Consider the following 22,212-nt stretch of genomic DNA (forward strand, 5'->3'; position numbering starts at 1 on the left):
TTATTTAATTCCTGATAAAAAGTGTATTCACTTTATACACCACTCCGTTCCTGCCAAAAAAATGATGGGGATACTGCGCGGATGGATCTTCTGCCGGCACTGGCGTCCGTGGCTTTCCCGGATCTACACTCCATTGGATGTAAGGAATGTTATTCACCGCACTGAATACCAGTGACGGAAGTTTCATAAAATTCCCTCCATCATAACCCTTAAAAGAGGATTTCACATACACGTTCATACCGGTGTTATTCACCATCATGCTGTTGTAAGCCAGGTCTGCATATAATAGAATTGCTTTTGCCGGGTTGGTATTGAGATAATCAAAAACCACATGTCTGCGCAAAACACTATCCATGGGAGATTGATAGGTAAAAGACGTGGACCCATCCACAAAAGCATAATCAAGGATATCACTAACCGTATGCAGGCCGGCTGCTTCAAAAGCCGCGTTGGTGGGGGCAAAAACAGTGAGGCAGTTACCGGGTGTCCATGTATTCAGATTATTGTAGTTGTAGATACCTTGTTTCTGAAAAATAAGAGTGTCTTCATACTCCCCATATTCAATATTGTAAAGAGAACGATTGATGCTATCCACTATTTTCAGTGCATTATAGTACAGACTGAGGTCTGGTTGCGACCGGATAAAATCCATAATGGTGTGACCGAAAGGTGGAATAATTACTTTACGGGAGGTAAATATATAGCCGTTTGCCGCTCTGATGAGCGAGGTAGTATCGCCTACTCTTTCATCATTTACGTACAGGCCATGACCAGCATAATACTTCACAAAAACCGGCAGGGGCTGACCTGGCATGTTAGTCCAGTTACCGTACTGGCCCGGATAAGGCGGTACGTTCACCAAAGTAGGCGCTTTTATAGGGAGCACCGCACTCCCCATATCCTCCGCACTCAATGCGCCTGTTATGATGTGATAGCCAATCAGTTTTTTCAGCGAGTCAACCGAAAGCGTATTAATCACCTCCTTTGTAAACCCGGCTGCCAGCATCGCTGAATCCGACGGCGCCAGTACCGTGTAATTCACAACAGCAGAATAGAGGTCGCTATCCAGCCCGCTGCGGGTTACTGCCTGGAAAAACAAAGATGCTTTGCCGGCCTTCAGCGCATCCCCCACATTAGCAAAGGGAGCAGTCTTTAAGGGCAATGAGGCTTCCAAAGAAGTGTCGAGATTTTTTACACAGGACAACAACAAACCCGGCAACCAGGCAATCGCCACTATCCACCCGGTAGTCTTTCTGAAACGTAAACAGTTCATAAACTCAATATTTTATCTGATGTTATTTTCTAGCGTTATCGGGATATACCAAAGGCGAATAGCAATCAATCAGTACCCCGTTACCTGTAAGTGCGCCCGGGGTTTCCGGGTTCATGTATATCTGATCGCCAAGGCCCCATACGTAGTAATCAGGATTGGCGCCGGCATTCAGCGGCACCGCATACACTACGGTTTGTGCATTATCAAATACCACTGCTCCCTCCGGTTTAATGTAATACTGTATACTGTTTGGACTACCCCAGGAAGCAGGACGAAGCTGGAAATCACTGAAGAAAAAGAGCCTGTCTTCAAATATCTGTGCATCGAATAAAAACTTTTTGTGGGTCAGCGTATCCAATTCGTTCAAACTTTCCTCGCTCATAAAATAATCGTCGCTGATCGCCAGCACTACGAAAGGCCCCTTACCATCCAGTTTGTCGAGCAGTCCGAATTTGCGGAGCGCTGCTGCAAACCGGCTATATGCAGGATTGTTCACCAGCATTTCTTTCAGGTTAGCAGGAGGCAGCGCCAGTACTTTAGCTAAGAGGTGCACGATGCCATTCGCTACCTCCACATCCCGGGAACTCCCAAACGATAACATAAATACGCCATTCACCGTTACCATTCCCTGCAATTGCTTGCTGATATATAACTCACGGTTGCTGATGCTCAGGAATTTATTATTGAGCGCCACCGGAATAGATGTTTCAGGAAGTTTTCCCGGCAAAATATGATAGGATAGCAGTTCTTTGAGATAGGCCACGTCCATTTTTCCGAGGCTATCCGACGTAATACCAGATGCTGCAAAAGCGGCATTATCCGGTGCCATTATTGTAAAAGGTTTACTGGTGTCTTTAAGGGTTTCTGCCAACCCTGTTCTCAGCAGTGCATCATACAGCATACTGAAACTGTAATTATACTTCAGGTAATCCATCATCGAGGGCCGGGGCGCCACAGGCACTTCTACTGTAACATCTTTCAGGAAATCATCTTTACAGGCACTGAATGATAACAGTACCAGGGAAAGAAAAATAAACACCATTCTGGAAAATTTCATTATTATCATTTTAGGATTAAACATTTTAACCGCCCGGTATTTACTGCGGCACTTCATTAAAGGCCCGCTGCATCTGCATCATATAGATCCGGTCATAACATATTTCCAGGATAGCTACCGTAGGGTAAACATGAATGCGGTTTTTACTATTCACAATTAAATTCAGGTTGGGCAAATACCTCCGTACATAAGGGTTGCTCTGATCATAATATTGCAGGGTAACCGGACTGGCAGAACAATTCAAACTGAATACCTTCGTTTGACTGGCGTTATAATTGTAAAAATCAAAGCGCACAAACGGCAGGTCTTCATCCTTCTGAACGCCGTTGGTAAAGTGGTTATCCTGCTGCAGGTTGCTGGGAAATGTTTTGAGGGTGCTATCTTTATAAAAGAAGTAAGACCGGGGCAATAAAGGCAGCGACAAATAAGATGTAACCCGGCCCTGCCTTTTACTGGAAATGGTGGTAAAGAAAAGATCCTTCATATTCATCACCGTCAGCACATTGCTATAAATGCCGGTTGGCGGAACCACCACTACATCCCTCATTAAATACGAGTAGTAAATATTCATCGTATCGGCAAACAGGTTAAGGAAGCCATGTTGTGCCGCCAGTGGATAATTCCCGGAGATATTATCGAATCCCACATAGATCTTGTCCGCTTCAAAAGACTGCTTATAAAAGTTTTCCGTTCTCATATAAAGTCCGTATTGCACAGGACTTTCCCGGTTGGTTTGGATCGCTTCCAGGGTGTATACTTCTCCGGGTTTTAATTCCACCACCGTATCAATCAGTATATTTTTTCGTACTCTTTCATCCTGTTCCGAAAAGGGTACATCATTTTTAGGACGCACCACAAAAACGATCCGGTGCCTGCCTGGTTTTACCTGCGCCCAGGACGACATGTCGAAACCATTCATTGCCGGAGCAGCAGGTACATGTGCTTTGCCGGGATATTCAAAATTGAGGATGCCTGTATAAACCGGCGCGCCGTTCGGACTGCCAATCACCGTAACCGGCGCCGAAGGGTCAGTATCTGCATCTGTAGGGTAAGACTGGCTCGCCAGCCGGCGGGTATTCAGATAATCACACATCACCGGTGCGCCAATAAACGCGCTATCGGCCGCCTTTTCCGGGTCCATTAAAAAAGTAAGAAAAGGGTTAATCCCACCGATATCAGTTGGCTCCACACCGGAAGCAATACTGTTGAATACCCGGATATACGCGGCATCTTTTATCGGTTCTTCCGGGCTGTACTTTGTGCAGCCCGAAAGGATCACGCACAACAGGATGATGCAAAGCAACCTGTTTTTTGTCAGAAAGTTTTTTGATACCATACTTGTAATTATTAGTGATGAACCGTATTGCCGCAACTATTTATTATGCTTGATGACTATCATACGGGCCTTTTCCGTGGCCGGTACGCCTGTACCTGTTCTGCCAATGAGGGCCACGGTGTATACGCCCAATTCTGCCCAGGGTTTCAGGCTTTCTGAGGTATACAACGCTTTGTTGGCAATGAACTGGTCTTTCACATTCACCGGCGTTACATTCATCAGCAGCCTGCCCGGCAGCTCAGGATACTTACCTGGCGTACTCTCATAGGCCCGGATCGTTGTGATGCTACCCTGCCCTATGTTCGCAGGATTAGCGGTTCCCAGTGTTTTTTTACCAATGCCGTAACTCAAAAAAGGATCTATGTCAGGCGCCTTATTAGACAGGATATTATAAGTAGCAGGAGCAGGCAGATTGTGGTAATAAGCATCATAGTCTATCAACAACGCATTATCATTTGTAAAGGTGGCTGCGGGCACATCGGGCGAGAGATTTAAGAACCGGGTGCTCCAGGTATAAAACTGCTTTCTCAGCAGGCCGCTTCCATCTCCGCCCGTATTATTTCCATAATTATCGAATGAAGTGGCGGTCATGTTTACGGCGGAGAACAATATACCGGCGCTTCCATCCGCCTGCAGAGTGGCCCATACCGTATAGTTATCATAAGGGTATAACGTGAGCGGTTTCTCCGCCAGTTTTTTCCCCGCAGCATTTGTAATGCTCACTGTATGTTCGCCCCGAGTAAGAATACTATATCCGCTGTTTTTCCCAAAATCAAGTTGCTCTCCCACCGGTGTTCCATCTATCAACACGTTTACAACAGCGCCTGGAAGCGCATTTGCAGCCTGTACCCTGGCAAATGAAAAATTCACGTCGGGATTGATATCCGTTACCACCCGGTAAACATTCATGTTAACACCTATCTTCTGCACATCGCCGGCGCCGTCGTCGTACTTATCATTATAGATCATGGCGGCTGGTGATAACAGCATTGTGTAGGCGCCACCTGGTTTATATGTCCTCACCGGAACAATAATGCCTTCCTGTGGCTGTGGCAGTGGTTTCTGGGATTGAAAATCGGGTTGTACCGGCAGTTCCGTTAATTGTTTGGTGACGTCGATAGAAGCGCCATCAGCGCCAAACAATTTGAACTGGTAAGCGCCGTATGGCAATTCCACATAGGCGCTCGCCGTATTCGGGGCAATATTACTGAGCAGGGGGCTTACGGGAGTGCCATCGGCAAAGGTAAGTGTTACAGGCCCTGTAAGACCCAGTGGGTCCTGGTTCTGCTGGTAATTAAGAATGCGGATTTTGAAATTCTGCGCTACTGCAGGCGGGTTGGCCTCCCGGTTGAGGATAACGAAATTAAAGGCATCCTTTTCACCTACCACCCGGCGGAAAAGATAGTAGTCCTTCGGTTGCAGTGTATTATTCAGGATCGTTGTATCGATGGTCTTCTGGTTAATCGTTAAGCGAATCTGTGCGTTACCATTTTTATCCAGCAGGAAAGTAGGTAATATAAAAGGGCTGCCACCTGCGGCTGCTTTCCAGGCTTCTTTCGGAAAGTATTGCAGGCCCAGTTTTGTGACGTTACCAGTACCCGCTATTACGGAGCCAAATCCATCTTTCACGCCGTAAGCCGTGAGCGGAATATTATTGATGGCCATGTCCACATCGTAATCCGTGAAATTGAACAGGCGGATATTGGAATTGGATACTTTGAGCGCGTCCTGTGACGAAGGATTTACATTATCGGCTTTTTCCTTTTTACAGGCTGTTGCCAGCAGCACGGTAATGAAGGCTATTCCATTTATAATTGATCTTATGCTCATGTTAAAATGCATTTTATATGTCAATGTTGCTATCATGGCCGTTGCTTAAAATATGCTATAGGTGATGCCCAGGGCTAACTCCATTCCTTTGTAGTATTTGCGGCGCACATAGGTTTCCCCGTGGTATTTCCCTTCGCTTCCCGGCGTGGTATAAACTTCCATGAAGGCGGGGTCCAATATATTTTTCGCAAAACCTTTTGCGGAGAAATGTTTATTCAACCGTTGGCTGAATACGAAATCCAGTACCGGGGCGGGCCGGTCGAAAATGTCGGGGGCGCCATCCAGCTGCACCTGTATCAGGCGGGAGCCTACCATATTGAAGCTGGTGGTGATATTGGTACCTGTTTTTGCGCCAACGAAATCGAGGTATACGTTAATGGAATAAGGGGCCTGTTCAAACACCTGCGTTTTTTCCGGTGAATAGCGGTCTATCGTCCTGGAAGCATTCAGCCTCGCAGCGTTCTTGGTAATGTAACTGGCAGCCAGTAAAAAGTTAGATCCAACATACAGGTTCTTCAGGCGGGGGCTGAAAAGACTGAGATTCTTTTTTACTTCCAGTTCTATGCCGTATACCTTTCCCTGGTTGGGATCGTTCTGGAATTGTATAGCCGGAAATTCTGTGTTCACTGCCTGTGAACCTTGAGACGTGTATAAAAAAACTTTGTTCAGTTGATGGTCGATGATCTTTCCAAACACGGAAACCGCGATCACTTCACCAGGGTTCGGAAACCATTCCCAACGGAAATCGGCACTTTTTGTTTCCTGATTCTTTAATGCCGGGTTACCGATAACAACGGCAAACTGGAAGGGGTCGAATTGGGAAATGCTGGTAATCTCCCTCAGTTCAGGCCTTGCCAGCGCCGTGCTGTATGCGAGGCGGAAATTCATATCCTCCTGTAGCGTGTAAGTAAGGTTGGCCGAGTAATAAGGCTTGTACCCAATATTTAAGCCGGTACCGGGCCGGGATGTTTTGAAGGTAAATCCCTGGCCGCCTGCATTTACGTTAGTGGTATCTACCTGCGCCCGGATGTCGGTTGACTCGAAACGTACCCCACCTGTAAGCCGCAACTGCGGCACCAGGTGCAGGTCTACCATTCCGTAAAAGGCTTGTGTTTCGTAAGTTCCCCGGTAATTATTGGGCGACTTCTGAATCTGGTACAGGAAGCCACCGAGGCGGGGCGCGCCTTCATCATCGAACGTGCCGGATGGCTGCAGGCCTATATTCTGGTAAGACACCAGTTGGTTCATATCTCCCTGAAACGCACTGCCGGTTACCGGTGGCAGTCCCAGGATATTTTCTCCATAACTTCTTTCTCTTCTTAAAAAATTATATCCTGCTTTAAAAAGCTGTTGCTGTCCTTTTATTGTAAAAGGTTGCGTCAAATCTCCTTTAAAATTATAGTTATGTTCCTCCAGGTTGCGGAAGCTGCGCCCATTGGGGTTAGTTGCCAGTGCAGCGCCATCTTTTCCGATGCCATGCACGGTTCCAAACACCAGTGCATAAATATCGGAGCCCAGCCCTATCCCGCTCTCATCGATATAACGTGTGGTGCTTAAATGCGCCAGGTTACTAAAGCGATAGTCAGGATTATTTTGCCGGGAAGTAGACGTACTCAGGTTATAACTGATACGTGTTGAATTTTCCCTGTTGAGCAATTTGTGCTCTCCCTGGAAGTTGAACGTATTGAATTTTCTATAGGTTTGCTTCAACTGGTTGATAACGTTGTATACCGGAAATGTGAGCCCGGTATTGGTCCAGGCGCCATCCAGGTTAGACCCAATGGACTCTGCCCCACTGCTGCCGATATATTGCGCCTGTATTTCATGACGGGTGTTGAACTTATAGGTAAGCCCTACCAGTGAGCCGTAGTTAAGTTGTTGCTTACCGGTATTTTCTTTATAGCTCAGGTATTTTTCCAAACGCGGAAAATCGGGTGTAATGTAACTCGGAATGTGCAGGGGGCTGAAAATCCTGGAATCGCCGGTTACCACTCCCTGGTAAATGCTGTATTGATTCAGTTCTCCCTGGTAAATGTCTTCAGTACGGTTGTAATAGCTGGCACTCAGGATGACGCCTAATTTGTGGCCGTGGAATACATCAAAACTATTACCGAAAGCAATACTGTAAATCTGGTTAGGCTTCGCGTTCCGGTAGCTGGTACTTAACACCGGATCGAAAGACCGCATGAGGCCATTCACGCGATAGGCCTCAGCGGCGGCTTCCTGGCTATAGCGGCTCTCAATGAATAGTTTCTGAATCTGTGGCAAACCACCCGGATACTGGTCCTTTAAAGCATTGAAACCCGGCGTAAGATCGTGCTCTTTCACCCGCTGCCCGAAAAAGCCCAGGTCATCATGATAAAAGCCATTCACTTTCCCACCCAGCCCTACGTTCGTATTAAAGCCGCCCTGTGCCACCAGTTGGATGGTCAACTCCGTGGGTACCGACTTGGTTTTAAGTTCCACGATACCAGCGGATGCATCCGCCGGATGATCCGGTGACGCCGTTTTGTATACCGTAATATTATCCAGCAGGTTTGCAGGAATAAGGTCCAGCGGTACCGTGCTTCTATCCGGATCGGAGGAAGAAAGGCGGGCGCCGTTCAATTCGCCAACCACGCTCCTGTCGCCCAGGCCACGAATAGCTACATATTTATCATCTGTAATAGTAACGCCTGTTACACGCTGCAGCGCCTGTGCGGTAGTGATACTGGCTGTTTTTTCAATGTTCTGGGCGCTGATACCATCTGATACGATGGCTGAATTTTTCCGCTCTTTTAGCAACTCATTTTCCGTACTCACTTTACGCCGGGCAGATACCGTTACTTCTGCCAGTGATTTTACATCTAACTCCAACACTACTTTAAAAGTGGTCCGGTTTCCTACCCGGATCTCCTTTTTAGTGTAGCCGATATAACTTACTACCAGTACTGCATTCTGGTCCGGCACCTTGATCTTAAAGTTACCGTTAGCATCCGTGAGCACATTGGTACGGGTGCCTTTCAGGTAAATGATTACGCCCGGAATGGGGGCATTATTTTTCCCGTCTGTTACCTGTCCGGTGATCAGCATTTCCTGTTGACCTGCAGCCGGATGCACATCCGTTTCTGTTTTACGCACCACTACCTTTCCTTCCATCAGCTGCCAGGAAAATCCTGACCCATTCAACACCTGGTTCAGGATGGCCGACAAAGGCTGTCCTGCGAATGAACCGGTAACCGTGGTATACACCTGCCGCAGATCACTGGGCTGGTAAACGAAAGTAATGGCACTTGCCGTTTGCAACCTTTTAAGGCAGGTAATAAGGTCTTCTTCCCGGAAACTGATCCTTATTTTTTTGTCCGTAAGTTGTTGTGCAAATGCACACACAGAGCAGATAACGCAAGCGGTAGCTATAAACAGTACCCGGCTGTGTTTTCGCTTCCAGTTTCTATGTAACCCCAATAATTTTCGTAAAAAATTTTGCATTTATATTTAAATTTTAGACATAAGAATCCTTGTTCATTGCGTTGCAATGAAAATTTAAGACCTGACAGAAATGCTGATACTATCTCTTAATGATGACGGTGCTGTCTTTCAGAAGGGAATAGCTTAACCCTGATGAAAAGCAGATCACTTCCAGTACTTTCTTCCTGGTTTCGTTGCGGTTGAAAGAACCGCTGAATGTGTCACTTTCTTTTAATGTGCCGTTGGCTACCGTTATTCTCATGCCATAATATACCTGCAACGTTTTCATGACAACCGTTAGTGGTACTTCTTCAAACACCAGTTGTTGCTGCGTCCATGAGGTAGCTGCTATCGCATCCATATCATATTTTATATTCGACTGCCGGGAAAATTTATCGTATTTCACCTGCTGGTTGCCACTTAAGATGGCCAGTTTTTGTGCGCCCTGGTTTACCTGTACTTTTCCCGTTAATACGGTTACACTTGCCTCATAGCCGCTTTTAGGATCGGCCACTTCAAAGGATGTCCCCAAAACCTGGATATCCAGGTCCCCGCTTTGTACACTGAAGGGCGCTGTTGCATCCTGTTTAATGTCAAAAAAAGCGGTGCCGTTTAACAAGGCATTGCGGCGACTTCCGCGGTAGCGTACGGGGAAACTGATACGGCTGTTTTGCGCCAGCGTTACCTGGCTGCCATCGGGCAATGTGAGTTGTTTGATTTCATAGGGACCGGTTTCCATCGTTTTGATGGCCAGCGGACTTATATGATCCAGGAGTGGCTCCCGCAGTAAATACCCCGTGATAGCTGTACCTATCAGCAATGCCCACAGCGCCGCCACTTTCATCCACCGGATGCCTGGCTTGCGCAGCGACACGGGTACGGGCTTAATGGCCGCCCAGATCCGCTCTTTGATAACCGTTTTTTCTTCGTCGAAAAAATTAGCTTTTTCCGCTTCTCCTATCAGCATATAAGCATCGACCATGCGTTTTTCACGTGGCGTGGCTGTACCCTGCTGATATCTTGAAAACATTTCCCTGATTTGGCTCTTATCCATACTTTTTTAGTTGCGGCTTTTATCCTCATAAAAAAAGGCGCTTTAAGATAAGCGCCTAAAAAAGAGATTTGGTACCGGTGTTCAATGTTACCGTAGTGTTATCTCCTGTAATACTGCCAGCAATAAGGTTTGCATAATGGGTTTCCGCAACCTGGAAAGGGCTATTGTCAGTTGATTCTTAACGGTTTGTTCAGAAATTTGGAGTTTGCTGGCAATTTCCCTGGTAGACAGATCTTCTTCCCTGCTCAGGCGGTAAATCTGCTGCATGCGGTCGGGAAGCCGCTTAATTTCCCGGTCAATTAATTCGTTCAGTTCCTCGAGGCTTAGTTTATCCAGCACGTCGCTGAATACCGGCACTACATATTCATTAGCCCCCTCAAGGTCTACCGTGCGCCCCGTCATATTTTTCAGGGCATCAATCACTTCATAAGAAGCCGATTTATACAGATAAGCCTGCAGTGAGGCTTTGATATTCCGGGAGGCACGGTGTTCCCATATTTTCATGAACAGCCGCTGCACAACGTCTTCCGCATCCTGCCTGGAGCGAAGCCGTTTCCAGGCGAACAGGTAGAGGCCTTCCCAGTACCGGTCGAAAAGGACCTTAAAGGCTTCAGTATCGTCCTGTTTCAGCCGTTCCAGCAGTTCTATGTCATTGGGTAAGGAGTTCTCCATACGGTGCAGGGCTTGACAAATAATAAGTAATAAGTGTACCTGATCTTTGTTTACACAGGTACCACACGCCTGCAAATGTAGAACGCCCTTTCCTGAATCAAAGCATTATCAAATTGTTAACGCCCTCCTTACTCTCGGCATGCCCCATTATAGGATAACCTATAGATAAGTCATAGATGAGTCATAGTTAAACCATAGATAACCCATACCTATAAGATACAGGTTATCTATGGGTAAACATTGTTTTATTTCCGGGTAAAATATGAATATACCTGGAATGTACCCAGAGAAATAAATGTATCAATTATGGCTTATTTTACTAATGGTATCACCTTCGTAGGCGCAATAGGTAATATGACGGCCTATAAAATGAGGGGATCTGACAAAGTTATTATCCGCGGCAAGGGAGGCGCCTCCAAAGAGCAGATCAGGCATTCCCCGCGGTTTGAACGGACCCGGGAAAACAATGCCGAATTCGGTGGTTGCAGCTATGCGTCCAAAGCGATCAGGCACACATTATTTCCGGTAAAGCACCTGGCCGATTACAATTTCACGCCTACCATGAATAAACTGGCGAAAAGTATCCAGTTACTGGATAAAGTGGGCGAACGGGGCAAAAGGGACATACAGCTATCCCGGCATGGTTATTTGCTGGATGGGTTTCAATTAAATAAAAAGACCCCATTTGATAGTGTGCTTCGCCGTCCCATCAGTTGTTCTATTGAAAGAGAAACAGGAAGTGCGGTGATACAACTTCCATACCTTAAACCCGGATCAAATTTAATGATGCCCTGGCAATATCCTTTTTTCCGGATTATCATTACGTTCGGAATGGTGGCAGACGTTGTATACAACGAAAACGGTTACCAAAACCGGGAAGAGCTACCGGTGCCAACAACGGTATACACGGAGTGGCAACCGGTAAAGCAGGATTTTAAGGCGCAAAACATTGCATTGCAACTCACGGACCTGGAAGGATTGGATGACACCAAAATGCTGTTAGTTGGCATTGGTATTGAAATAGGGATGCCCATCACCAACGAAGTGATTGATGTGGTTAAATATGCAGGTTGTGCAAAGATCCTGGCAACAGGGTGATCTGCCTAATACTGCAACCTGAACTCATTGGCCCTAATCAGGACTATGGAAGTGTGACATGGCAGGAGCCAGTAAGTGATAGTGTTTATCATTCAGCTATTCCCTGATATACATTTCATAAGTGTAGGTGAATGATTTTTTTGCGCCTGCATCTACGGCCAGTTCAAAATCCAGTTGTCGCCCCTGGTTGATATCGTTTTTGTATTCAAGATTCAGTGACTGGCTATATTTGGTACTGGCCGAAGTAATAGCACCGCTGATCGTTTTCTGCACCTGTATATCCGCCAATCTGCTTTTGCTGTTAATAACAGTAATGGTACCTTTTACTGTAGCTAAGGTGTATTTATACCCATTATATGTTTTGGCTTCTTTTTTCACCGAAACAAGCGCTTCTTTTTCCCGTACCAGGATATCCGGCGCAGTGGTAATAAATATGGGCGTAGAGGAGCCTTTGGCTGTAAACTTAAGCACATCCTGTGCAATGGGCTTTTGTGTATTTTTTTGTAAGATTAAAACAGCGCCTGATGTAAATGGATTGTCGGTGTTATTATAGATTTCAACAAAGTGGTTCACTTTGTTGGGCGTGGCGCCACGCCCTGCATGATTCGCGGCTTCCATTTCTTCTGATGCCGTCCCCTCTTCGCCGTTTACCTGATAGGTACTCATGACAGATGCGGGCAATACTGTTTTATAAAAATGGTGGATTTTTACGGGTTTATTAAAAACAGGATATTGCGCCCTTTCCCCTTTGCTGAGGCTGATGTTTTTTAGTGTATAAAAATAAAGGTCTTCGTTTTCTACGGCGGTATTATCAGGCGATGACGCCTGTTCCGGCATTACAATAGATTCTGCAGCTCTGTCCCTGGCATAATCCGCCCTCATTTGTATGGCATTGCTGTATATATTGGCGTTTTCTACATTCCCGGTACTGCTGAAATTGAGCAGGGTAGCCAGCGTGATAGCTTGCGAAAAATTGGGTACCCCCATCACAAAATCAACATCTGTATTTTTAATATCTTCTACATTGTTATTTACTTCTGCCTGCAGGTTAAGCGTGGCTTCTGTTTCAGACACCAGTTGCAATTGATAAACGGGTGTCCAGCTCAACCCGTTTTGCAGGTACATCATGGTAAAAGATTGCTGCCCGCTTTTGGCAAAATGTACCGTAACTATAGGTTTTTGAACGGCAATGCGTGCTGTGGTAGTGCGGCTGGGCTTATCTTCAAATGTAATTGTTTTGATGGTGGCAGGTTCTATGCCTATCCATTTACCATTCATCTTTAGTAAAAGAACGGGGTTGGCAGGGGCATATATCCGGTCGAACTGGTATTGCCCACGATATACATTAGTCAATTGCATTTGCTGCAACTGCAGCCTGCTGTTAATTTCTTCGGGCAGGTCAAAGTCTTCCACACTGCCTTTGTAAGTATTATTATCGGTGGTAACAATCGTAATATTTTTGCCTTTGTTGGCATGCAGCAACTCTAAAAAGCTGTTGGCTTTTCTTTCCTGTATTTCATTTACCTGCTCTACCCGGCTGCTCACGCGGCTTACAGGGTTGGTGGAACCGGCAAACCAATAAGTGCCAAATAATGCCACCGGAAGATTGTTGAGCCTAAAGCCACTGTCGGCCACCTGGGCTTTTATTTCTTTTACTACAAAGGACTGCCCGTTTTTAAATACCGATAATGATTTGGTTACTGCATTTTCCTGTGCTACAAGCGTTGTACCTGTAGCAAGTAACAAAGCCAATAAAATAAATTTCATGTACATAGTTGCTGTTTACTTCCTGTAAAGCTAAGGTTCTATAACGATACACAATGATAAGCACAATTGCTTCATAATAACATCCCTGGAAACAGGTATAATAACTTGTGCATATTCTCTTTAATTTCGGGGTTTAGTACAGGGCGTAAGCATCAAACAAGAAAAGAATATGATTATTAACTCCGGCTGTCAGGCGCTTAGTCCGGAAGATGAAAAACTGGTACGTTGGTGGCGTAAAAAGTATAGCAGGCAAGTCAGGCTATGGGCCAGCCTTCTCGTACTCCCTCTCCTGTTGTTAGCCTTGTTTTTTATTTTTTTCAACCAGGAAGAAAAGCTGCCGGCCTATATATTTATGCTTTCCTTTATGCCATTTGCCTCATTCTTTGTTTATAAGCTGGTGGGCGTTTTTGGTAAAATGAGGCAAACCCATACTGTTCTGCGCAGGGGACTGAAACAGGTGACCACGGGTACACTATTGGAGGTGAGAGCAGATAAACATCTGCTCACTTATACCGTAGACAATAACACCATAAAGGTAGTTGCGCCGGGACCTTTAGAGCACGTTAGCGACAGCCTTTTTTTGCCGCGGGCATTAATAGTATTGGAATGGCTTCCCATAACCGTACAACATAATATACTACTGGGCGTACAATATAAAGATGTGCCCGGGGCGACCAGCATCGCCGAACCCACAAGCGCAGCAGAAAAAGCGCCCCTGATGATGCGCTGGAACCGCCGCACCATCAAAATACTATTCTTCACATTCGCAGGTCCGTGGGCAATCTGCCTGATGTTTTCTGAAAGGGCGCGCGAACCTGAAATAATGTTCGGCATGCTGCTTTTCTTTGCAGCGATTGTTATTTTTCTGGCAGGGTTCGCCCTGATTTTCAATCGCCGTGTACAAAACGCTGAACAAAAAATAGCCCTTACCGGTGTCATTACAGAAGTTTTTGTTTCCCGTTATGATAACGAAGGCAGTGGATATACCAGGGTATATTGGTACCGTATTGGTAAGCAAATTGTATCGGGATACCTGGATGATGACCGCTTCCTGCCCGGTGATAAAGTTTGCTGTATTTATCTGGCCGATAAAAAAGGTACGCAGCATGGGCTGTTCAGCATGGCGTTGCTATAGAGCGGCTATTTCGTTTTCAGATCGATGGTGATAAACTCCGAATCCGGCAAAATGATGTTTAGCTGCTCATACTCCTTTTTGTATGTCACCTTCGCACCTTTGGGCAACTGGTGGCCCCATGCCACATGATCTTTGGCCAGTATTCCCGAAACAAACGTACTATCGGTAGCGATGACCGCCTTGCCTGTACAGGGCCAGCCAAACACCAGCTGATCATGCGTAAGTGTAACGTTCCATGTATCGGGGTCATTGATAACAACCCCTATGTAATCTTTCACCTGCAGATTGAAAAAATAGGTGGGCTTTGTCAAATGAACCGAGTCAACATCCATCAATTGCGCCTGGTTCCTGTAGTTCATATCAAAATCAGTTTGGTAATAAACCGTATCGTTTGTTGAAAGGGCAATACCTGCTATGGTTTCGGGCTGTTTTAAGATAAAGGTATGGAGCGCCTTTTTCTGCCTGAATTCCCGGCGGCTTTTTCCGTCTTCAATCGATCCGCTCACCAGTACCCACATCATTACTACCACGGGAAACAGTAATACGGCGGCGCCGATGCCGGAAATCCATCTTAGCACGCGGGGGTTTTTCCTGCGAAGGCAAACCCACAGGAACAAACAAGCTAAAGGCATGGTAACATACCAAAAGTAAATCGTGTATATTAAATATTCTCCGAAGGGGCCGTAATGAAAGTCCATCAGTTTGTTTTAACCAGTATTACCATTCACCGGATTACTTTTTTATCCGCTACAAAGATAGCCCTCACATTATGATTGCATATACCAGGAAACAGGGAGTTATTTTATCGGGGGTAACAATGATCACTCACCGGTTGGGTTACTCTATAATATAACGTAATCCCTCCTCAAAGCCCTGTTCATTTTATTCATTTTGATCACTTCGTATCCATTTCATCCTTTATCCATGCTAACCTTGTAACTATCAGTATTATAATTAAATTACTATTGTGGAAATGATCGTAGATACCGTCAATTGATCATATTGCTATCGAAATACCCTAATGACTTCTAACCAAAATCCTCCTCAGCATTTTTACGCTCTTGACGCTATCAGAGGTATTGCAGCTATGATAGTGGTTTTATACCACTGGCAATTCTTTTATTATGCAAACGACATCTATGTACAGAACGGGTACGAGAAAACAGCGCTCCCGTGGTACAAGTACCTCTCTGTTTTCTACACCGATGGGATGGTAGCCGTGGATCTGTTCTTCCTGTTATCGGGATTTATATTCTTCTGGCTGTATGCAGAGCGGATTGCCACCCGGCAAATCAGCTTCCGCAAGTTCATCGTTTACAGGGTGAGCAGGCTCTACCCCATCCATTTTGTCACATTAGTGCTGGTAGCGGTGCTGCAATGGCTGATGCTGAGAAATGTAGGGCATTACTTCATCATACAATATAATGATAGCTATCATTTCCTGCTTAACCTCCTCTTCATTCAAAACTGGGGATTTGAGAAAGGCCCTTCCTTTAACGGCCCCTCCTGGTCTGTTTCCGTAGAAGTATTCCTGTATTTCCTGTTCTTTATCATTTGTTACCTGAAACTGGAAAAGAAAAAACTGCTGCTCTTTTTACTGATTCCCGTGGGCGCATTTTTACAATATTATTATAGCCTCATCGGAAAAGGTATGTTTACCTTTTTCCTCGGTGGCCTGGTTTACTACCTGTATGTGTGGATGATGAAAGAAAACAGGGCCAGAAAATATTTACCGGCCCTCACCGTTGTCACCCTGGTACTATGGGCAGCCATGCTTGCCGAATACCAATTCTCTTTCTTACAGGGAATATGGATAAAACTATTTCACCAGGCGATGCCGGACAAAAGCACCGAAACCGCATTGAGCCTCTTTGGCCAGCTCAGAAACTTTTTCTTCCGCATCGCCGTTTCTCCCTTCACCATTCTCACCCTGGCACTGTGGGAAACAACCAAAGGCATGCTCAACAGGAAGTGGGCGCTGCTCGGCAATTGCAGCTATGCGATGTACCTGATCCATTACCCGTTACAAATAATATTCGTTCTCGTAGTTGACCGGTTTCACATGAGCCGTCTTGTATTAAGATCACCAGGTACATTATTGCTGTTTTTCCTGTTACTGATCCCGTTAAGCATGGCCACTTATTATTATTTCGAACTTCCCGCTCAGGACAAGCTCAGAGCCCGGTTTTCCAAAGCAAACAAGACCCGTGTAAAGATAGCTGATGTTAATATAACGACTTAAAAGTTCCGTAGTGAAGGAGGTCCGTCACCTCCCTGTTAAAAAGAAAAACCTTTGTGTAGTAAATAATTACCGGATAAACTCCTGTATTCACACGTCATTTATTACACAATACCAGCATTGAAAAATTAATCACTAAATATGGGATTGAAATTTAGCTTACCCCTGATCCTGGCGTTAGTTATAGTTTCCGGATGCGCGAGCACCCAAAAACTGACCTATTTTAATGACATTGCAGCAGCGGCGGGCGCCGATTCCCTCAGCCGCATGCAGCAACTCAAAATACAACCCGGCGATATCCTGCAAATCACTATTACCACCCTCGATAAGGAAGTATCGCAGATCTTTAATCCCAACATCGCCGTTTCCGGCCCCGCAGCAGGCAATGGCATGGAACAGGGATACCTGGTAGACAGCACCGGTAATATTTCCCTGCCGGTGATCGGGAAAATAAATGTAAAAGACAAAACGACCGCCGCCATCAACGACCTCGTATCACAGGAACTGGAAAAAACAGTGCGTAACGCTTATGTATCTACCCGCCTGGTTAATTTCAGGATCTCGGTGCTGGGCGACGTGGCACGCCCCGGCTCCTTCAGGATCGGCGCTGAAAGGGCCTCTTTGCTGGATGCATTAAGTATGGCCGGCGACCTCAACGTAACGGCTAAACGTGATGATATCATGATCATCCGGGAAGTAAATGGCATCAAAACATATGCTTCCATTAACCTGAACGACAGCAAAACCCTTTCCTCACCTTACTATTATCTCAGCAATAACGATGTTATATACGTAAAGCCCGGACCCGACCGCAAGTTTGCCACGTCCAAAACAATACAGTTGCTACCAGCCATCATCGGCGTTATATCACTCATTACCACGATTGTCATTTTAAGTAAATGATCCGCGATATGAATCAACCAAAACCTACAAACAACAGGAACTCCGTTATAGATCTCAATGATCTTTTCCAGAAAATAGTGTTTCACTGGCCATTATACCTGTTAGTACTGATGGCGATGGTGACCGGCGCCATGCTGTACCTGAAGTACAAAAAACCAATCTATATGTCGAGCGCCAAACTATACCTGAAAGATGAAAAAAAAGGTGGTGGAGAAGAAATGGATGCACTCAAATCACTGGCGCTTTTTAACAACGGTAAAAATATTGAAAATGAGATGGAGGTGCTGAAATCCCCTATCCTGGTGGAAAAAGTAATCGCCGGCAATGGTTTCAACATCCGTTACTATATAAAAGGAACCGTAAAGAATGAAGAGATCTATAACCACCCGCCACTCCACCTCCGCGTGCTGGGCGACAGCTCAAAAGTAGGCAACTATACTTTTGATGTAACACGCGAAAATGACCTGCTGAAAATAAAACAGGTGAACTATACCACCGATACCAGTCTGCAGCTTACCGCACGGACCGGCGAACCATTCACCGTAGGGAAAGATAAATTCGTGATCACCTTCCCGCCACTAACCACAGGTACGCCCACCAATACGTTCCGCATCCGGGTAGATTCCGTACCGGAATACGCCTACGAAAAAATAGAGGAAATAGGCACCGCCCTTGTTAACCGCGATGCCACCGTGATACTGGTAAGCTACAAAGACCCCGTTCCTGAAAGAACGGCCGACTTCCTCAACTCCCTGCTGGAAGCCTATAATGACTATACCCTCGATGATAAAAACAAAGTAGCATTCAAAACCATTCACTTCCTGGCAGTAAGGATCGATTCATTAAAAGAAGAACTGGGACTGCTGGAAAAACAGGAAGAGAATTTTAAAATACAAAGAGGCATCACAGATATTGACGCCAGTTCCAAACTGGCACTGGAACAGGTAAAGGAAGCGGATATCCGGCTCAGTGAAGCCAACCTGCAGCTTTCTGTATTTGACCAGGTAGACGGCTATATCAGCAACCCTTCCAGCGATTACCCCTTTGCACCCGTGCTTGGCAACATCGATCAAACGCTCACCTCCATGATCAACCGGTATGAAGAAGCGCTCAGGGAAAAGAAACGGCTCTCTCTTTCGCTGAAACCTACCAGCGATATCCTGCAAAACGTGGAATCGCAAATCACCGACACGCGAAAAACCATCAAAGATTATATTGCCGGCTACCGGCGCAATGCAGACGTGGTGCAAAGAAAAACACAGGCCAAGGTAAACCAGATACAAGGCAAAATAGCGAACATTCCTACCTACGCAAAGGAATACATCAACATCAAAAGACAACAAGGCGTTAAGGAAAACCTGTATCTCTATCTGCTGAAAAAGAAAGAAGAAGCATCGGTGGCTTACGCCAGCAACGTGGTAGATAATAAGGTGATTGCTCCCGCGTTTGTACCCGACAAACCCATCACCCCCAAAAAATCACTGGTGTTCATCGGCTTTATTGCAGCAGGACTGGTACTTACCAGCGCCTATATCTATCTTAAATATTTCCTGAACCCAAGTGTACTCAGCAAAAAAGAAATAGAACAGGTATTCGACCTGCCGGTGATCGCAGAAATTTACCAGCAGGAAGAAGGCGCGCGCGATATGTCGCTCCAGAACCGGTCCGTACTGGTGGAACAGGTTTTTAATATGCGTACCAACCTGAAGTTCCTCCTCACCGGCATAACCAGCACGCCCACCATCCTGCTTACATCCAGTATATCGGGCGAAGGGAAAACGTTCCTGTCGGCCCACCTGGGCAACTCCTTAACCGTAAGCAATAAAAAAGTAGTGCTGCTTGAACTGGATCTCCGGAAACCGAAACTCTCCCAATTCCTCGGACTGGATCACAACGTGGGGGTTACCAACTATATCATCGGTAATAAAACCATTGAGGAGATCATCAAAAAAGTACCCGGTACCGATGGCCTCTACCTGGTTTCCTCCGGCCCCATTCCACCCAATCCTATAGAGCTGATCGAAGGAGAACGCATGGCCGATTTGCTGGCGCAGCTGAAAGACCTGTTCGATTACGTGGTGATTGATATGTCGCCCATCGGTATCGTATCTGACGCAAAAAGTATTTCGCACCAGGTGGATTGTGCGCTGTTTGTAGTGCGGTACAATTTCACGCTCAAATCCAAACTGATACCCGTATCAGAAAACATAAGGAAAGGGTTCTTCAAAAAAACCGGGATCATCTTTAACGGTATAGAACAGGATACTTTCTACCCTTATTATTACTACGATCATTATTCATACACAGAAAATAAACAACATAATCATACCTGGTTATCATTGATGAAAAAAATAAAACAGCGCATTGCATAAACTATTTGAAAATAGCGGTTGGCTCCTGGTTGATAAGCTCAGTAAACTTTTCCCGGGCATTATCATTATGGCGCTTATTGCCAGGCACCTGGGTCCGGAAGAATTCGGGATCTGGAACTATGCGCTGGCCCTTACCACTATTATTGGCAGCGTGGCCATATTGGGAATGGATAAACTCGCCGTGAAAGAGCTGATCAATAACGAGCAAAAACAGGGCACTATTGTGGCTACCATTATCCTGATGAGGATTGTTGCCGGCGCTCTGTGTATGGCAGTAAGCACCGGCATTGTACTGCTTACGGAAAAACACCGGCAGCTTTATCTTTACTGTACCATTTTTTCCGCACTTATCATCCTGCTACAGTCTTTTGATGTACTGGATTATTTCTACCAGGCAAAGAACAATGTTAAAAGGGTCATTATTCCTAAAGTAGCGGTATTCCTTGCTTTCTGCGGGATAAAGCTGCTCATCATATACTTTGATGGCACCCTCATCACATTCCTGTGGGCTTCTGTTATAGAATTAGTGGTTACCTATTTTATCATCATCGTAGTATATATATCCGGTAACACGCACGTTTTTACCTGGCGTATTGATACATCGTTGGCGCAAACGCTGCTGGTGCAAAGCTGGCCGCTGATGCTTTCCAACCTGGTAGTGGTGCTGTTTATGAAGATTGACCTGGTGCTGCTGGAGACGCTCGCCACCCCGGCGGAGCTGGGAAAATATGTAGGTGCTGCCCGGATCTCCGAGCTATGGTATGCCATCCCCTCTGTGATATCTGTAGCGGTATTGCCGGGGCTCATACAAAAGAAAAAGATCAGCCGGCAGGCATACCTCGTGATGCTGGAAAAATGGCTGCGGTTGTCCTTCTGGCTGAGTGTTGCCATTGCCTTGGTGGTTACTTCAACAGCGCATATCATTATTCCATTCCTCTATGGTCCGGGTTACGTGGCAGCGTCGTGGATGCTGATGATCCATATATGGGCGGGTATTCCGGTATTCCTGAGCATCGTTATGGTGCAGTACCTGTTTGTAGAAGGAGAATACAAAATTTACCTCTATGGCAATCTTTCCGGCCTGGTGGTGAATGCGGGTATCAATTTTTTCCTGATCCCTCTTTATGGTGGAACCGGCGCCGCCATTGCCACGGTAGCAGCGTATACCACCGTTTATGGCATGTTGCTGCTGCTCGACAAAAGCGGCCAGGGATACCTCCTTACCAAAAAAATGTTCCATCCCTTACTGGTATTTTCTGATATAAGACAAGTATACAACAGCCTGAGGATTTTCACCGCCAGCCTGGTTACCCTAAATCAAAAACACTATACCAAATGAACAGCATGAAAAATATCGCGGTAAAGTTAGTTACCACCTTATTTCCCCGGCTCAGTTACGGTGTGCGTGCTTACAGTTCAGAAGGAGAAGACCTCATTCTGAAAAGGATCTTCGACCAGAAAAAGAAAGGGGTGTATATAGATGTAGGTGCACATCATCCGTTCAGGGTATCCAATACCTACCTGCTTTACAAAAGAAACTGGACCGGCATCAACATAGATCCGCTGCCCGGCTCAAAGGCATTATTCAATAAACACCGGCCCAAAGATATTAACCTCGAAATAGGTGTGTCCGTAGTAAAACAACAACTTACTTATTTCATCTTTAACGAACCTGCTTTAAGCACTTTTTCTCCTGAAAAAGTAAAAGAATATACACAAATACCGAAGTACCGGGTGATCAGGGAAAAGAAGGTAGATACGTGGCCACTGGCAGATATTCTCGATACTTATCTGCCAAAAGATGTTACCATAGATTTTATCACTATCGACGCCGAAGGGCTTGATATGGAAGTACTGCGCTCCAATAACTGGGATAAATACAGACCCGCATATGTACTGGCAGAATCATCACCATTTGAGGTACTTCAAACAGACCGCAGTGAGTTATGCCAGTTTATGCAACAGGTAGGATATAGCATGTTCGCCAAAACCTATTACACTTACTTCTTTAAAAACATGAACACGTAAA

At 45.7% G+C, this 22,212-nt stretch carries 16 protein-coding genes; 7 read left to right on the forward strand and 9 right to left on the reverse strand.

What is annotated here, in order from left to right:
• Positions 1-4: 4 nt before the first annotated feature.
• The 7 genes from V7S65_RS31145 to V7S65_RS31175 all read right to left on the reverse strand — a co-directional run bounded on the left by V7S65_RS31145 (position 5) and on the right by V7S65_RS31175 (position 10,669).
• Positions 5-1,273, reverse strand: coding sequence for a fasciclin domain-containing protein (locus tag V7S65_RS31145; RefSeq protein ID WP_336389465.1), 1,269 nt, complete (start codon positions 1,271-1,273; stop codon positions 5-7).
• A 22-nt stretch (positions 1,274-1,295) separates the two neighbouring features.
• Complete coding sequence (locus V7S65_RS31150; protein ID WP_336389466.1) at positions 1,296-2,330, reverse strand: fasciclin domain-containing protein; 1,035 nt, start codon at positions 2,328-2,330, stop codon at positions 1,296-1,298.
• Positions 2,331-2,370: 40 nt separating this feature from the next.
• Positions 2,371-3,666 (reverse strand): hypothetical protein, encoded by a 1,296-nt coding sequence (locus V7S65_RS31155; RefSeq protein WP_336389467.1) that lies wholly within the window; start codon positions 3,664-3,666, stop codon positions 2,371-2,373.
• A gap of 36 nt (positions 3,667-3,702) precedes the next feature.
• The gene (locus V7S65_RS31160; protein WP_336389468.1) at positions 3,703-5,496 is read right to left on the reverse strand and encodes a DUF4397 domain-containing protein; all 1,794 of its coding nucleotides are present in this window, start codon (positions 5,494-5,496) and stop codon (positions 3,703-3,705) included.
• 45 nt (positions 5,497-5,541) lie between these two features.
• The gene (locus V7S65_RS31165; protein WP_339546961.1) at positions 5,542-8,964 is read right to left on the reverse strand and encodes a TonB-dependent receptor; all 3,423 of its coding nucleotides are present in this window, start codon (positions 8,962-8,964) and stop codon (positions 5,542-5,544) included.
• A 79-nt stretch (positions 8,965-9,043) separates the two neighbouring features.
• On the reverse strand, positions 9,044-9,997 hold the full coding sequence (locus V7S65_RS31170) for a FecR family protein (protein WP_336389470.1): 954 nt from the start codon (positions 9,995-9,997) through the stop codon (positions 9,044-9,046).
• Between the two features lie 87 nt (positions 9,998-10,084).
• A complete protein-coding gene (locus tag V7S65_RS31175; RefSeq protein ID WP_336389471.1) occupies positions 10,085-10,669 on the reverse strand; it encodes an RNA polymerase sigma factor in 585 nt (194 codons plus the stop codon).
• A gap of 306 nt (positions 10,670-10,975) precedes the next feature.
• On the opposite strand from V7S65_RS31175, the gene V7S65_RS31180 reads away from it, so the two are divergent.
• Complete coding sequence (locus tag V7S65_RS31180) at positions 10,976-11,767, forward strand: hypothetical protein (RefSeq protein ID WP_336389472.1); 792 nt, start codon at positions 10,976-10,978, stop codon at positions 11,765-11,767.
• A gap of 96 nt (positions 11,768-11,863) precedes the next feature.
• Here the strand turns inward: V7S65_RS31180 and V7S65_RS31185 are convergent, their stop codons facing one another.
• Entirely contained in the window at positions 11,864-13,534 is a 1,671-nt protein-coding gene (locus tag V7S65_RS31185) for a hypothetical protein (protein ID WP_336389473.1), read from the reverse strand.
• Between the two features lie 169 nt (positions 13,535-13,703).
• On the opposite strand from V7S65_RS31185, the gene V7S65_RS31190 reads away from it, so the two are divergent.
• On the forward strand, positions 13,704-14,669 hold the full coding sequence (locus V7S65_RS31190; RefSeq protein WP_336389474.1) for a hypothetical protein: 966 nt from the start codon (positions 13,704-13,706) through the stop codon (positions 14,667-14,669).
• A 5-nt stretch (positions 14,670-14,674) separates the two neighbouring features.
• Here the strand turns inward: V7S65_RS31190 and V7S65_RS31195 are convergent, their stop codons facing one another.
• Entirely contained in the window at positions 14,675-15,247 is a 573-nt protein-coding gene (locus tag V7S65_RS31195) for a hypothetical protein (RefSeq protein WP_336389475.1), read from the reverse strand.
• Between the two features lie 443 nt (positions 15,248-15,690).
• On the opposite strand from V7S65_RS31195, the gene V7S65_RS31200 reads away from it, so the two are divergent.
• The 5 genes from V7S65_RS31200 (at position 15,691) to V7S65_RS31220 (ending at position 22,211) form a co-directional block, all read left to right on the forward strand.
• Positions 15,691-16,911 (forward strand): acyltransferase family protein, encoded by a 1,221-nt coding sequence (locus tag V7S65_RS31200; protein ID WP_336389476.1) that lies wholly within the window; start codon positions 15,691-15,693, stop codon positions 16,909-16,911.
• Between the two features lie 138 nt (positions 16,912-17,049).
• Positions 17,050-17,811: a polysaccharide biosynthesis/export family protein gene (locus V7S65_RS31205; RefSeq protein WP_079472419.1), complete on the forward strand. Its 762-nt coding sequence runs from the start codon at positions 17,050-17,052 to the stop codon at positions 17,809-17,811.
• Between the two features lie 8 nt (positions 17,812-17,819).
• The gene (locus V7S65_RS31210; RefSeq protein ID WP_336389477.1) at positions 17,820-20,183 is read left to right on the forward strand and encodes a GumC family protein; all 2,364 of its coding nucleotides are present in this window, start codon (positions 17,820-17,822) and stop codon (positions 20,181-20,183) included.
• On the forward strand, positions 20,176-21,522 hold the full coding sequence (locus V7S65_RS31215; RefSeq protein ID WP_336389478.1) for a flippase: 1,347 nt from the start codon (positions 20,176-20,178) through the stop codon (positions 21,520-21,522). The genes V7S65_RS31210 and V7S65_RS31215 overlap by 8 nt, the downstream gene beginning before the upstream one ends.
• Complete coding sequence (locus tag V7S65_RS31220; RefSeq protein WP_336389479.1) at positions 21,519-22,211, forward strand: FkbM family methyltransferase; 693 nt, start codon at positions 21,519-21,521, stop codon at positions 22,209-22,211. Before V7S65_RS31215 ends, V7S65_RS31220 begins: the two co-directional genes overlap by 4 nt.
• The last annotated feature ends 1 nt before the right edge of the window (position 22,212 follow it).

Source organism: Chitinophaga sp. CCNWYY40 (assembly GCF_037483205.1).
Taxonomy (GTDB): domain Bacteria; phylum Bacteroidota; class Bacteroidia; order Chitinophagales; family Chitinophagaceae; genus Chitinophaga; species Chitinophaga ginsengisegetis.

What these genes read in the sequence shown, in the direction of transcription:
- V7S65_RS31145 (WP_336389465.1), bottom strand. Translation starts at nt 1,273, where the DNA reads ATGAACTGTTTACGTTTCAGAAAGACTACCGGGTGGATAGTGGCGATT.
- V7S65_RS31150 (WP_336389466.1), bottom strand. Translation starts at nt 2,330, where the DNA reads ATGAAATTTTCCAGAATGGTGTTTATTTTTCTTTCCCTGGTACTGTTA.
- V7S65_RS31155 (WP_336389467.1), bottom strand. Translation starts at nt 3,666, where the DNA reads ATGGTATCAAAAAACTTTCTGACAAAAAACAGGTTGCTTTGCATCATC.
- V7S65_RS31160 (WP_336389468.1), bottom strand. Translation starts at nt 5,496, where the DNA reads ATGAGCATAAGATCAATTATAAATGGAATAGCCTTCATTACCGTGCTG.
- V7S65_RS31165 (WP_339546961.1), bottom strand. Translation starts at nt 8,964, where the DNA reads ATGCAAAATTTTTTACGAAAATTATTGGGGTTACATAGAAACTGGAAG.
- V7S65_RS31170 (WP_336389470.1), bottom strand. Translation starts at nt 9,997, where the DNA reads ATGGATAAGAGCCAAATCAGGGAAATGTTTTCAAGATATCAGCAGGGT.
- V7S65_RS31175 (WP_336389471.1), bottom strand. Translation starts at nt 10,669, where the DNA reads ATGGAGAACTCCTTACCCAATGACATAGAACTGCTGGAACGGCTGAAA.
- V7S65_RS31180 (WP_336389472.1), top strand. Translation starts at nt 10,976, where the DNA reads ATGGCTTATTTTACTAATGGTATCACCTTCGTAGGCGCAATAGGTAAT.
- V7S65_RS31185 (WP_336389473.1), bottom strand. Translation starts at nt 13,534, where the DNA reads ATGAAATTTATTTTATTGGCTTTGTTACTTGCTACAGGTACAACGCTT.
- V7S65_RS31190 (WP_336389474.1), top strand. Translation starts at nt 13,704, where the DNA reads ATGATTATTAACTCCGGCTGTCAGGCGCTTAGTCCGGAAGATGAAAAA.
- V7S65_RS31200 (WP_336389476.1), top strand. Translation starts at nt 15,691, where the DNA reads ATGACTTCTAACCAAAATCCTCCTCAGCATTTTTACGCTCTTGACGCT.
- V7S65_RS31205 (WP_079472419.1), top strand. Translation starts at nt 17,050, where the DNA reads ATGGGATTGAAATTTAGCTTACCCCTGATCCTGGCGTTAGTTATAGTT.
- V7S65_RS31210 (WP_336389477.1), top strand. Translation starts at nt 17,820, where the DNA reads ATGAATCAACCAAAACCTACAAACAACAGGAACTCCGTTATAGATCTC.
- V7S65_RS31220 (WP_336389479.1), top strand. Translation starts at nt 21,519, where the DNA reads ATGAACAGCATGAAAAATATCGCGGTAAAGTTAGTTACCACCTTATTT.